General features: G+C 69.3%; 7 protein-coding genes. 5 read left to right on the forward strand and 2 right to left on the reverse strand.

The window, feature by feature from the left end; all coding sequences use genetic code 11:
• Positions 1-80 precede the first annotated feature (80 nt).
• Both EAX62_RS12335 and EAX62_RS16925 read left to right on the forward strand, forming a co-directional pair.
• The gene (locus EAX62_RS12335) at positions 81-1,412 is read left to right on the forward strand and encodes a zinc-dependent metalloprotease (RefSeq protein WP_121902011.1); all 1,332 of its coding nucleotides are present in this window, start codon (positions 81-83) and stop codon (positions 1,410-1,412) included.
• A 223-nt stretch (positions 1,413-1,635) separates the two neighbouring features.
• Complete coding sequence (locus EAX62_RS16925) at positions 1,636-1,806, forward strand: DUF5679 domain-containing protein (RefSeq protein ID WP_199711277.1); 171 nt, start codon at positions 1,636-1,638, stop codon at positions 1,804-1,806.
• Between the two features lie 105 nt (positions 1,807-1,911).
• Here the strand turns inward: EAX62_RS16925 and EAX62_RS12340 are convergent, their stop codons facing one another.
• The gene (locus EAX62_RS12340) at positions 1,912-3,972 is read right to left on the reverse strand and encodes an ATP-dependent DNA helicase UvrD2 (RefSeq protein ID WP_121902012.1); all 2,061 of its coding nucleotides are present in this window, start codon (positions 3,970-3,972) and stop codon (positions 1,912-1,914) included.
• A 113-nt stretch (positions 3,973-4,085) separates the two neighbouring features.
• Between EAX62_RS12340 and EAX62_RS12345 the strand changes: the two genes are divergently transcribed.
• From EAX62_RS12345 to recD, 3 genes are read left to right on the forward strand one after another with little or no spacing between them, the layout of a single operon-like run.
• Positions 4,086-7,118 carry an exodeoxyribonuclease V subunit gamma gene (locus tag EAX62_RS12345; protein WP_158600667.1) on the forward strand — a complete coding sequence of 1,011 codons (3,033 nt, stop codon included), beginning with the start codon at positions 4,086-4,088 and terminating at the stop codon, positions 7,116-7,118.
• Position 7,119: 1 nt separating this feature from the next.
• Positions 7,120-10,296 (forward strand): UvrD-helicase domain-containing protein, encoded by a 3,177-nt coding sequence (locus EAX62_RS12350; RefSeq protein ID WP_158600668.1) that lies wholly within the window; start codon positions 7,120-7,122, stop codon positions 10,294-10,296.
• Positions 10,293-12,071 carry an exodeoxyribonuclease V subunit alpha gene (gene recD / locus EAX62_RS12355; protein WP_121902015.1) on the forward strand — a complete coding sequence of 593 codons (1,779 nt, stop codon included), beginning with the start codon at positions 10,293-10,295 and terminating at the stop codon, positions 12,069-12,071. The genes EAX62_RS12350 and recD overlap by 4 nt, the downstream gene beginning before the upstream one ends.
• Before the next feature lie 3 nt (positions 12,072-12,074).
• Here recD and EAX62_RS12360 read toward each other — a convergent pair whose 3' ends face one another.
• Entirely contained in the window at positions 12,075-13,262 is a 1,188-nt protein-coding gene (locus EAX62_RS12360; protein ID WP_121902016.1) for an amino acid aminotransferase, read from the reverse strand.
• Positions 13,263-13,281 lie beyond the last annotated feature (19 nt).

The following is a 13,281-nucleotide window of genomic DNA, read 5'->3' on the forward strand; positions in this document are numbered from 1 at the left end:
AAAACAGTTCCGGTCACGGCACTTGTCCGGTGCTGGGACAATGAACTTGCGTGCTCAGTTCTTGTGGAAGGGAAACACTCATGGCAAGCGATGACACCTCGGGTATGCCCGGCGGGTTCGACTTCGAGCAAATCCGGAAACTCATGGAACAACTGGGCCTCGGCTCGGGTGACATGGACTTCACCCAGTTGCTCGAACAGGTGGCCCGCATGCAGGCCGCCGGCGGCCCGGCCTTTGCCATGACGAACGCGGACAAGGATCCTGACGCGGCGTGGCGCACCACCATGACGGCTGCCCAGCAACTGACGCAGGACAAGGGACCCGACCCACAGCTCGAGGCCGCGGAGCGCGGCATTCTCGTGGACACGGAAAGGCTGGCCCAGTCCTGGCTGTCGCAGCACACAACATTCCCAGAGACGGGACTGGCACCCGCGGGTGTGCGGCGTGCCGAGTGGCTGGAGCGCACCAGCGCCGGCTGGCGTCGGCTCGTGGAACCCATCATCAACGGCCTGGCGGACGCGCTGCAGCGAGGCGCCGAGGCGGAGGGTGAGGCGGAGTTGGGGGCACTGTCAGCGATGCTGGCGCCGATGATGCGGACATCCGCGTCGCTCATTTACCGGGACCGGTTGAAGAAGGTGCTGGCCGAGGTGGCCGGCAGCGTCCTCACCGGCACCGAGGTGGGCATCAATCTCATGGCGGACACGCCCGTGCTGGTCATCACCAGCAACGTGGCCGATTTCACGACCGACCTCGAACTGCCCGACTCCGACGTGCTGCTGTATCTGCTGGTGCGGGAGTCGGCACGCCAGCGCCTCTTCCATCACGTGGGCTGGTTGTCGCCGCAACTGGCGGCTCTCCTGTCCCATTTCGCGCGGGAGATCAGCATCGACTTCGACGCCATCAGCGCCAGCTTCGACCCCTCCAACATGGAGCAGTTCTCCCTGCAGGACATGGTGGAGGTTGGAGAGAAGGTGCGCGGCTCGTTCTTCAAGCCCGCCAGCACGGATACCCAACTCGAGATCCTGGGGCGCCTCGAACTCCTGCTTGCCCTCATTGAGGGCTGGGTGGACCACGTCACAGCACGGGCGACCGCCACGTGGATGCCCAACGCCCCTCAGCTCAGCGAGGTCATCCGTCGGCGTCGCGCCTCCGGCGGCGCGTCCCAGGACGTGTTCAACCAACTGTTGGGCCTGGACCTGCGTCCGCGACTGGTGCGCGACGCGGAGAACCTGTGGGCCGCCATCGAGCATGACAGGGGCGACGAGCGCGACGCCGTGTGGCAGCACCCGGACCTCTTGCCGACGGCCCAGCACCTGGCCGACCCCCTGTCATTCGGGGCCGCCGACCGTGCACCCGCCCTCGACTCCCTCGACGAGGAGCTCCGCAAACTGCTGGACGGACCCGGCGCCTGAGCCTTCCGCAGCGCTGTTGACGGATGCCCCGGCACCCGATTGACTTGCCGACCAAGAGGTCCCGGCTGGCCCGCGCGTCGGGGAAGGCGAGCGAGTGGGCCGGGACTCCGCTACCGTTTGTCGGGTTGTGACCGCGCTCCGTGCGGTCAGACCGCTACATTGGCGAGGAGCTTCTTCCGATCAGGGAAGCAGTTCCTCAAAGCATTTGACTCAAGGAGGAAACATGGCTGGAGAAACTGGAGAGACCTACGAGGGCTCGTTCTACTGCGTGAAGTGCAAGGAGAAGCGCGACGCCACGGGCAACGTCGTTGTCAACGACAAGGGCACCAAGATGGCCAAGGGCAAGTGCCCCGTGTGTGGCACCAACCTGAACCGCATTCTCGGCAAGGCCTGAGCCACACCGCGCAACACGTCAGCCACACGGGGGCGACACTCCTCACCACGGGGGTGTCGCCCCCGTGTGCATGCCGGACGCGGCGCGCCGGGGCTCCCCGCCAGGTCAGGTGCGCGACGCCTTGTGGTCAGCGATCACCTGCAGGCAGGCCTGACCGTACCGCTCCACCTTCACCGTCCCGATACCGGAGAGCTTCAGGAGTTCCTGCCGTGTGGAGGGTTCTGCCTCGGCCACCGCCAACAGCGTCGCGTCGGTGAACACCACGAAGGCTGGAACCGAGTTCTCGTCCGCCGTCTCCTTGCGCCACTTCTTCAGGGCCATCAGCAACGCTTCGTCATAGGTGGATTCACAGTCCGAGTGGCGGCTGAGCTTGCGCTCCGCCGCCGAGTGCAGCTGCTCCCCGCACACCGTGCACGCCCTTGACCGCAGGCTGCCGCGCTGCCGACGATTCCCCGCCGGGGCGGGCGCGGCCTGGGCCCCCTGGGTGGTGAGGCCCATGAGGAACCGGGATCGGTTGGCGGTGCGGTTGCCGTTGGCGGTGGCCCAGCTGACCCGCAGCCGGGCGCGGGCCCGGGTGAACGCGACGTGCAGAAGCCGCCGCTCCTCGGAGAGGGCTGGCTCCTCCTGGCACAGGACGAACGGCATCAGTCCCTCCCGGACCCCCACCACGGCCACGCCGTCCCACTCCAGGCCCTTGGCCGCGTGCATGGTGCTGAGTGTGACGGCATCAGCAACGGGCGCGGACTGCCAGGAGGCGCGCTCCGTGAGCCAGACCACGAAGTCGTCCGCCTGCCAGTTCGCGCGCTTCTTGTCCTCCTCCAGCACCATGGTGCGCAGTGCGTTGAGCGACTCCCACCGCTCCCGTTGCCGCCCCATCGACGTGGGCGCCTCCGACGTCCAGCCCGAGGAGGCCAGGAACGACTCCATCAACTCGGGCACGGAACCGTCGGGCTCGCTCTGGGCTGCCCGGGACAAGACGGTGATGGCCTGGCGCACCTCGGCGCGATCGTAGAACTTCTCGGTCCCCCGCACGCTGTAGGGAACCCCTGCATCGCTGAGGGCGGCCTCGAACGAGGGGGCCTGCGCATTGATGCGGTACAGCACCGCCAGCTCCGACCACGCGATGCCGTCAGCGTGCTGCAACGTGAGCCATTCGGCAACACCGGCGGCCTCGTCGGCCTCGCTGCGGACGGCGTGGAAGGTGGGGGCAGCTCCGGCCGGCTTGGTGGCACGCAACGCGAAGCGGGGGTCGCGGCCACCCAGAACGTGGTTGCTGGCTCCCAGGATCTCCGGGGTGGAGCGGTAGTTGCGCACGAGCCGCACCACGGATGCCGAGTCCACCTCGGCGGCGAACCCCAGGAGGAAGTCGGCCCGTGCACCGGCGAACGAATGGATGGCCTGGTGGGGATCCCCCACCACGCAGATGTCGTCGCGGCCGTCCACCCACAGGGAGATGAGGCGGTGCTGCACCGCCGAGACGTCCTGGTACTCGTCCACGACGAAGTGGCGATACGTGCTGCGTATCCGTTCGGCGACGGCCGGGTGTTCCGCCAGCAGCGACGCAGCGCACAGCAGGATGTCGCTGAAATCCACCTGCCCCGATGCCGCCTTGGTCTTCTCGTAGGCGGCGATCACCGCCGCAACCTGTGCGGGGGTGGCACCGCTGACCTCGCGCCCCGACGCGCTGGCCAGCTCCACGTAGCGCTCAGCGGTGACGTTGCTGGACTTGGACCAGGAGATCTCGCTGTCGAGGTCCCGCACCAACGCGGTCTCGGACGAGCGCAGAACCGACGCCGCAGCCCGCGCGACGAGCGGGAAGCTGTTGGAAAGGACCGGCGGGAAGTCGCTACCGAAGGCGGTGGGCCAGAAGTACTGGCACTGACGCAGCGCAGCGGAGTGAATGGTGCGGGCCTGCGCCGAGCGAACCCCCAACTGTGCCAGCCGGCCGCGCATCTCGCCGGCCGCCCGCGTGGTGAACGTCACCGCAAGGGTGGCGCCCGCCTCGTAGCGTCCCTCCCGGACGGCGTGTGCGACCCGGTGCGTGATGGCGCGGGTCTTGCCGGTCCCGGCGCCGGCCAGTACCACCAGCGGCGCGTCCAGCAGCGTTGCCACCTGCCGTTGTTCGGGGTCCAGGGCGTCAAGAATCACATCAGTCACACCCTCCATTGTGCTGGTGTCCACCGACGTTGGAGAAAATGACTCCTGGTCCCCGCTGCCGCGACGGGCTTTGTCGTAGGGCCCCGCTAGGGTGAAGAACGGTTCGGAAGGGGTGGTTGCACGTGGGCCTTGAAGTCCTGCACAGCAGCAGTTGGGATGCGCTCGTGGCATCCCTTGCCACATGGCTCTCCGACGACCCACCTGGCGTGTTCGAGACGGTGAACGTCGTGGTGTCGTCGCGTTCCGTGGGACGTGTCCTGCGCCAACAGTTGGCGCAGGCGTTGCCCACGGCCATCTGCGCGGGAGTCGAGTTCCTCACCGTGCAGCAGTGGGTACAGGCCGCCGCGAGGACGCACGGCCTGGCCGAGGACCTGACCGCATGGCGCTCCACCCGTCTGCAGTTGGCGGTGGCAGGGGCCCTCGACGAACTCGTCACCGACCCTGCCCACCCCGTGCTGGCCGCCCACCTCGGCGCGGAGGGATCCCCCGCCCGCAGGATGCAACTCGCGGACCGTCTGAGCCACCTGCTCCGCCGCTACGTGGAGTGGGCGCCCGACATGGTCCAGGGGTGGCTGGAACTGGACCCCGACGACGACGAGCAGCAACCCACCGACGCGCTGGGTGAGCCGTTGCCGGCGCGCCTGTCCTGGCAGCCGGAACTCGTACGCCGTGTCGTGGAGACGCTCATGATCGACCCCGTCGACACGTGGTCGCATCTGGCCTCGGCACTCGAGGCTGACACCACCGGCATGCGTGCGGGCTTCTTCGCGGTGTCCGAGATGGCCACGAGTCACGTCCGCCTCGTCGTGGGTCACGGGCAGACCCACGACTCCCCCATCTGGCAGGTGGACGGCACGGCCTTCGACGACTGGACCGCGCCGCTGGAGGTGTCGCGCCGGGAGGTGGGTCCCACGGGGACGCCGAAGCCCGGTGTGGAGGTGCACGGCTCGCACGGTCCGGCCCGACAGGTGGAGGTGCTGCGCGACGAGCTCTGCCGCCGTTTCGAGGCGGACGCCACCCTGGAACCACGCGACGTGCTCGTGGTGTGCCCTGATCCTCAGTCCTGGTGGCCCCACCTGCGCACCGCCTTCGCCCCCACCCCTGACGACCCGCGGGCCCACCCCGGTCGCAGCCTGCGCGTCCAGGTGGGCACCGGCGGCGAGGCAAACCGGGTGGTGCACCTCATCCACGAACTCCTGCGCCTGGCCGACGACCGTGCCACCGCCTCCCTCATCACGGAACTGATACTCCTGCCGCCCGTGGCGCACCGGTGGCGCCTCACCCACCGCCGCGACGACGTGACCGCACTCGTGGCCGCGGCGGAGGTTCGATGGGGACTCGACGAGCGCCACCGCGACCTGCTGGGGCTGGGTGGCGTGACGCAGAACACGTGGTTGCGTGGACTGGACCGGCTCCTGGCCGGTCTCACCATGGCGCCCGACTCCACGGCCCTGCCCATCACCGGCGTCGAGACCGTCGGGGCCTCCGACCTGGAACTGGTGGGCACCCTGTCGGAGCTGGTGTCCCGGCTCCGCAAGTTCACGCACGGCTCCTCGTCGCCCGCCACGGTGGCGCAGTGGGTTGCACGGGTGCGCACCGTGCTGGATGAGCTGGTGGGGCCCTCCTTCGACGACGAGTGGATGGTGTTCGAGGCACACTCCGTCCTCACGGACATGACCGAGCAGCTGAGCACCACGGCGGCGTTGCTGACCCGCGCCGAGTTCGCACGGCTGTTCTCCACCGCCAGCCGGGAGCTGACGCCGCGCTCCGCCGTCGGCAACGGCGCGCTGCAGGTGGTGGCCGTCGGCGAGCTCCAGCACGTCGCTCACCGCTTGGTGTGCCTGCTGGGGGTGAGCGACCCCGTGGCTGGCGGTGACCCCGACCTCGTTGCCCTCGGCGAGCACGTCCCGCAACGCCGTGGACTGCTGGCCGCCCGCCTCCTCGCGCACGCCCGCGCCGCGGAGGACGTACTCGTGGTGCAACAGGACAGGGACGCCCACACCAACGCGGAACTGGCCGAGGCCACAGCCGTGACCAGCCTCGTCCGCGACCTCGGCGTGGACCCCGTCCGGGTTCCAGGGCGCCCCCTCCACAGCCACAGCGAGGCCAACTTCACCTCCGAGCCGCGGCGTAGCTTCGATACGCGTGGCCTCGACGCAGCCGTGGCACGTCGACAGGTGGAGCAGGGCACCCCTGCCGCACACGTGCAGCGGCGACGGGCAGCCATCTCCCTGGACGCACCGTACGAGCCCATGGAGGCGGGTGTCGCCGACCTCCATCGTTTCCTGACGGACCCCGCGAAGGCGTTCCTGCAGTCCGCCGCAGCCGTGCGCATCTTCGAGCCGGCGCACTTGAAGGATGAGCTGCCGCTGGAACTCGGCGGCCTCGAGTCATGGGGGGTCAAGGACAGGCTCCTGCGCTCCCTGCGGGGCGGACTCACACCCGAGCAGGCAGCCACCCAGGAGTTCCAGCGGGAGTCACTGCCCCCGAAGCTCATCGGGCGCGCCCTCCTGCGCGAGCCCATGAAACAGGTGATGGGTCTGTGGGCCGCGGCGGAGAAGGACCTCGTGGGCGACGTCGTCGAGCATCGCATCGACCTCGACCTCGGTGCACTCAGACTCCAGGACTCCATCAGCACCCGCGGCGGCCAGGTGGTGGCCGTGGTGGCCAGCAAGGGCATCAAACAGGAACTGCTGCCCTGGCTGCAGGTGCTGGCACTGGCGGCCATGGGTGTGCCGGCGCGTGCCGCTGTGCACCGGATGGACCGCGAGAACTGGTTCGATGTGCCCACCCGCCGGGAGATCGTCGCCCCGCCCTCCGACGTGGCGCTGGAACTCCTCGGGGTGGTGGCCGAGGCCTACCAGCAGGGACGCAGCAGGCTCGTCCCCGTCCCGCTCGAACCAGCCCTTGCCTACGCGGGGCAACTCATGGGCGGCGGCACCCCCGACATGCGGCAGTGGGAGCTGCCGTCGCGGGACTGGGACGCGCCGTGGAAGTTCCTCCCGCCGCAGTGGCGGCTGTTCTACGGCGACAACGCCCCCGCCGAACTCTTCACAGACAAACGCACCCACCGCGATCCGGCGTCCGAGCAGGAAAGCGCCTTCGGGGCGTGGACCAAGGCGCTGTACGTACCGCTGCTGCGGGGAGGCCTCTGACATGTTCGACATCACTGCACCCCTTCCCACGAGCCCCCTGCTGTTGGAGGCCAGCGCCGGCACGGGCAAGACGTGGACCATCGCAGCCCTCACTGCCCGATTCATCGCGGAGACGGAAACCTCCATCGATGAGTTCCTGCTCATCACGTTCAGCAACAAGGCTGCGCAGGAACTCCGCAGCCGTGTCTTCGAGCGTCTGGCCTCCATGGAGCGGGCCCTTGGAGCCTTCCAGGCGAGCGGGCAACCGCCCCTGACCGACGAGGTGGCGGTCCTCCTCAGTGACGCCGAACCCGACGAAGTGGAGCGACGACGCCAGCGCCTGCGCCGGGCCCTGGAGTCCTTCGACAGCGCCCTGATCTGCACCACGCACGTGTTCTGCCAGAACATGCTGAAGGAACTTGGGGTGCTGGGGGACTGGGATCTTGGCGACGTCATCATCTCCGACCCCCTCCCCCTCATCGACGAGTGCGCCACCGACGTCTACGTGGCGCGCTACCAGGACGTCGCCGAACCCACCCTCGACCCGCGGCGCGCCCGCACCATCGCCCGGGAGGCCTGCCAGTCGGCCCTTCCTGTCGTGTCGCAACTCGACGATGACAAGGAGTTCTGCGAGCAGGTCCGCCGCCGCTTCGCCGACCGCAAGCGCACGCTGGGGCTCGTCACCTTCGACGACCTCACGCTGCGACTCCGCGACGTCCTGGAGTCCCCCACCACGGGGGACTGGGCGGTCGCCGCCCTGCGGGACCGATTCGCTGTGGTGCTGGCGGACGAATTCCAGGACACCGACCCCCTCCAGTGGCGCATCATCCACCGCGCCTTCGTCCGCCACGACCGCGTCACCGTCCTCATCGGCGACCCCAAGCAGTCCATCTACGGCTTCCGCAGCGCCGACCTCATGAGCTACCTCGACGCCGCACGCTCCACGTCAAAGCTGTCGCTCCCGAAGAACCACCGCTCCGACGGCGCCGTCGTCGACGGTGTCCAGGAACTGTTCGGGAACCTGCCGCTCGGCGACCCGTCCATCACCGTGGTGGATGTCGAGAGCACCCACGGCACCCGCCTCACCATGGGGGCCGTGCCCGCGCGGATCCTGTTGCGACGGGGCACCAGCGAGACCCTGAACCACCCACCCCACGAAGCCATCGCCCACGACATGGTCCGGCTCGCGCAACGACTGCTGGGACAGGCCCGCATCAGCGGCGACGACGGCACGGATCGTGCCCTGTCGCCCACCGACATCGCCGTGCTGGTGCGCAACCGGGCGCGCGGCCGGGAAGTCGTCACGGCCCTGCAGCAGTCGGGCATCCCTGCCGTGTTCCACGGCCAGGACAGTGTCTTGTCAGGCCCGGCCGCCAGGGACTGGTCGAAACTGCTGGCGGCCATGCTGTCACCGACGCGCTCCGCCATCGTGATGGCCGCCGCCACCGACCTGCTGGGGTTCCCCCTGGAGGCGCTCATCCACGGTGACGACGAGTCCGTGACCGCCTCCTTACTGGTCCACCGCCTCGCCCGTGCGCAGGACTCCGGAGGGATCCCGGAGGTGATGGCTGTCCTCGCCGCAGAGACGGGGCTCGATGCCCGCATCCTGGCCCAACCGGACGGCGAACGCACGCTCACGGACCTGCACCACGTGGCCGAACTCCTGGGAACGGCACCCGTCACCGACATGTTCGGACTCCACGACTGGCTGGGCAGAGCCATGGACGGCGCCGTCGTCGACGGCTCCGACGCACGCCTCGCCTCCGACGCACCCGCCGTGCGGGTCACCACCATGCACTCGGCCAAGGGGCTCCAGTTCGGGGTGGTGCTGCTCCCCGAGGTCAGCGACCTGGTGGCCCAGGGGCGCAAACCGTTCCCCGTGGTACTTGATGGGGTCCGGCACCTCCACGTCGGCCCACCGTTGGACTGGCGTGACCCCACCCGCAAGTCGTTCGAGCGTCAACAGCGCGAGGAGGAGCTGCGCCTGCTGTACGTGGCCCTGACGCGCGCCAAGTACATGGCCATCGCGTGGCACGTGACGGGCAAACGGTCCCAGTCCGGCGCACTGACGGCCCTGCTGGCCCGCGACCGCAGCACCACCCAGCTGGCCGACCGGTACGCCAAGGTCCCCGCCGTGTCGCCCTTCAACCCCATGCTCGTCAACGTCACGGACCTTGGCGACGACCCGCCCCCACCGCTGTCGGCACCCCCCGCCTCGTCACTACCGCTGGTGGTTGCCGAGATGGAGCGGGTTGTCGACCAGACGTGGCGGCGGACGTCCTATTCCGGCTTGACCGCTGGTCTGCACGAGCTGGCGCACGCCGCACTGCCGGACGAGCCCGACGAGATGGAGGTGTGGCAGCCCAGGCCTGATGAGGCACTTTCGGTGCCCTCCCCCATGACAGGACTGCCCGCGGGTGCGGCGTTCGGCACCCTCGTGCACGCTGCACTGGAGGAGGTGGACTGGAGTCCCGGTCGCCTCACCGAGAGCGCCATCCGGGTGGTCGACGGGCTGGCCCCCCGCTTCGGCATGCCCGCGGGCGAGGCGTCCATCCTGGCCAGTGCCCTCGTGGCGGTCTGCACCACACCGCTCGGTGCCCTCATGGACGGTGTCAGCCTCAGCGAGGTGCCCCTTGACCACCGGCTGCCGGAGCTCGACTTCGACCTGCCCATGGCCGAGCGTGGAATCGCTGCCACCGTGGGCGATCTGGCGCGCCTCATGCAGCAGCACCTCGACCCGGGCGACCCGCTGGCCGACTATCCCCGACACCTGGTGTCCTCCCCCGCTGCCGGCGGTGTGCTGCGCGGCTTCCTGACCGGCTCCATCGACGCGGTGCTCCTGTCACCCTCCGGACGCCACGTGGTGGTGGACTACAAAACCAACCGGCTGCCGACGGGACCCGGTGAGGACCTCACGGTGGGGCACTACCAGTCCGCCGCCATGAGCCGGGCCATGATCCTGGCCCACTACCCCTTGCAGGCACTGCTGTACTGCGTGGCGCTGCACCGCTTCCTGGGCTGGCGGCTGCCGGGCTACGACCCGGATACCCATCTGGGCGGAGCGGGATATCTGTTCGTGCGGGGCATGGCCGGCGCCGATGCGCCGGAGGCGGCGGGCATGCCGTGCGGCGTGTTCACCTGGTACCCGCCCACAGCTCTGGTGCTGGCCGCGTCGGAACTGATCGGAGGGGTGCGATGAGCAGGCACGAGGTACCGGTGGCGGCCACGGGGCTGCTGCGTCGTTTCGCCGAGGCCACCCTGATCGCCCCCGTGGACTTCCACCTCGCGAGGCGCATGGCGGCGCTGTGCAGGGAAACCGATCCGCGGGTGGAGCTGGCCTTCGCCCTCACCACACGTGAGCTGCGTCTGGGCTCCGTGTGCCTTGACCTCAGCCGTGCCACGGACCTGGCACCGGAGGCCGGCATCGAGGACGGTGTGGCGGAGGGTCTGGACCTGGACCTGCCGTGGCCGGAGTTGGAGGGCTGGCTCGGGGCCGTGGCGTCGTCGCCGGCAGTGGCGGACGAGGATGGGGAGAGCCGCCCCTTCCGTCTCGTGGGGACGTGGCTGTACCTGGACCGCTACTGGGCCGAGGAACGCAGCGTGGAGGCGAGCCTGCACCGCCGCAGCGACCTGCAGTTGCCCCCCATCGACGACGCGCACCTGGTCCGGGCGGCAACCCCGCTGATGTCCCGCCTACCCGATGCCTTGCAGGATGCCGCTGTCAGCGCCGCACTGCGCAATGCGACAACGGTGATCACCGGCGGCCCCGGCACCGGCAAGACCACCACGGTGGCGCGCATCCTGGGGGGCCTCGCAGACGAGGACAACCCGCCTCTCGTGGCGCTGGCGGCACCCACGGGCAAGGCCTCCACCCGGCTCGCCAGCGCGGTGGCCGAGTCCCTGCCGCAGGGGCAGGGGGGCCTGAGGCTGCGGAGCTACACGCTGCACAAACTGTTGGGGGTGGTGCCGGGCAGGGCCCAGCGCATCCACGGTTCCCACAACCTCCTGCCCCACGACGTCGTGATCGTCGACGAAACCTCCATGGTGTCGTTGACCATGATGTCGTGGCTGCTGGAGGCAGTCTCCGGGCGCACGCGGCTCATCCTGATCGGGGATCCCCAGCAGTTGGCCTCTGTGGAGGCAGGGGCCGTGCTGGCCGACATCGCCGCCTCCCCCGGCCTCATCACGTCACACCCCGTCGATGGGTCGGGCGCCGCTGATGCAGTGGTGGAACTTCGGAGCAACTTCCGCAGCAACGAGGAGATCACCCGTCTGGCAACCGCCATCCAGAGGGGGGACGCGAACGCCGTGGTGGGACTCCTCACCGCTGGTGAGAGCTGCACCCTGCAGGACTACACGGGCAGGGAGCCCATCACCGACTACGACGTCCTCCTCACAGACCTCCACGCCACCGCGGCCGCGGTCCGGGCCGCAGCCCTGGAGGGCGACGGGGGTGCCGCGAATGCGGCCCTGGGCCGCCACAGGATCCTCTGCGCCCACCGGGAGGGACCGTTCGGGGTGGGCCACTGGGCCCGCACCGCCCGTGGCTGGCTGTCCGAACAGTTCGAGGGGTACGGCCTCGGGGCAGGCGCGTGGCCGGGCCAGCCGCTGCTCATCACCCGCAACAGCGACACGGCCGCCAACGGCGACACCGCCGTGGTGGTGAAGCGGGGAGACCGGCTGCTCGCAGCCGTCGACCGCGCGCAGGGCACGCTGCTGGTGGACCCCGTTCTGCTGGACGACGCCACGGACCTCCACGCCATGACCATCCACAAGTCACAGGGCAGCCAGTTCGACGCCGTCAGCGTGATCCTGCCGCCCGTCGGTTCCCCGTTGCTGACACGCGAACTGCTCTACACCGCCATCACACGCGCCAGGACTCACGTGCGCCTCTACGGCGGCGAGGAAGCCCTGCGCGTCGCCGTCACGACGCCCGCACGGCGCGCCAGCGGCCTCGGCCGCCGGCGCGCCTAGACGTCAGCGGACGGCAGCGATGGCCTTGGCGACGTGCGCGATGTTGCGGGAGTTGAGCGCTGCCACGCACATGCGGCCGGCGTCGGTGCCGTACACGCCGTGCTCCGTGCGCAGCGCCACCATCTGGTCCTTCGTCAGTCCGGAGTAGCTGAACATGCCGAGTTGGTCGGCGATGAAGCCCATGTCCGTGACGCCTTCGGCCTCCAGCCGTTGCACCAACTGTCCACGCAGGTCCTTGATCCGCTCCCGCATGGCTGCGAGCTCAGTCACCCAGATGTGGCGGAGATCGGGGTCGCAGAGGACCTCGGCCACCAACGCGGCCCCGTGCTTGGCGGGGTTGGAGTAGTTGGTGCGGATGCAGACCTTCAGCTGCGACAGCACCTTTGCCGTGAGACCGGCATCGGCCGCCACGACGTGCAGGGCACCGATGCGCTCCCCGTACAGGCTGAAGGACTTTGAGAAGGACTGGGCAATGAGAAACTCGGCGCCTGAGTCGAGGAAGGCCCCGATGACGGACTTGTCCTCGTCGATGCCGTGGCCGAAACCCTGGTAGGCCATGTCCAGGAAGGCCACGAGTCTGCGGGACGTGACCACGTCGATGACGCGTTCCCAGTCCCCCGTGTCGAGGTCGTAGCCCGTGGGGTTGTGGCAGCAGGCGTGCAGCACGACGACTGTGCCCTCGGCGGCCGCTTCAAGGTCCTCGATCATGCCGTCGACGTCCACGCCCTTGCGCTCCGGCGAGTAGTAGCGATACTCCTCGACCTCGAAGCCCGCACGGGTGAACAGCGCCCTGTGGTTCTCCCAGCTGGGCGTGGAGATCATGACCTTCGCGTCAGGGGAGAGCTGCTTGAGGAAGTCGGCCCCCACCTTCAGCGCGCCGGTGCCGCCCAGTGCCTGGACCGAGGCGACCCGCTCGAGCACAGCCGGCCCCTGGTCGAACACCAACTCGCGCGTGGTCGCAACGAACGCCGGAAGACCGTCGATGCCGAGGTAGCCGTGGGGCTTCCTGCCGGCCGTGATCCGCTCCTCGGCCACACGGACGCACTCCAACAGTGGCAGCGTGCCATCCTCCCCGAGGTACACCCCCACCCCCAGGTTCACCTTGTCGGTGCGCTGATCCTTGGCGAAGTGCTCGTTCAGGCCGAGAATCGGATCGGCCGGGGCCAGCTGGACGGTGTGCAACAAGGACATGGGGATGACTCGCCTCTCG

Source organism: Tessaracoccus antarcticus (assembly GCF_003688855.1).
GTDB lineage: Bacteria > Actinomycetota > Actinomycetes > Propionibacteriales > Propionibacteriaceae > Arachnia > Arachnia antarctica.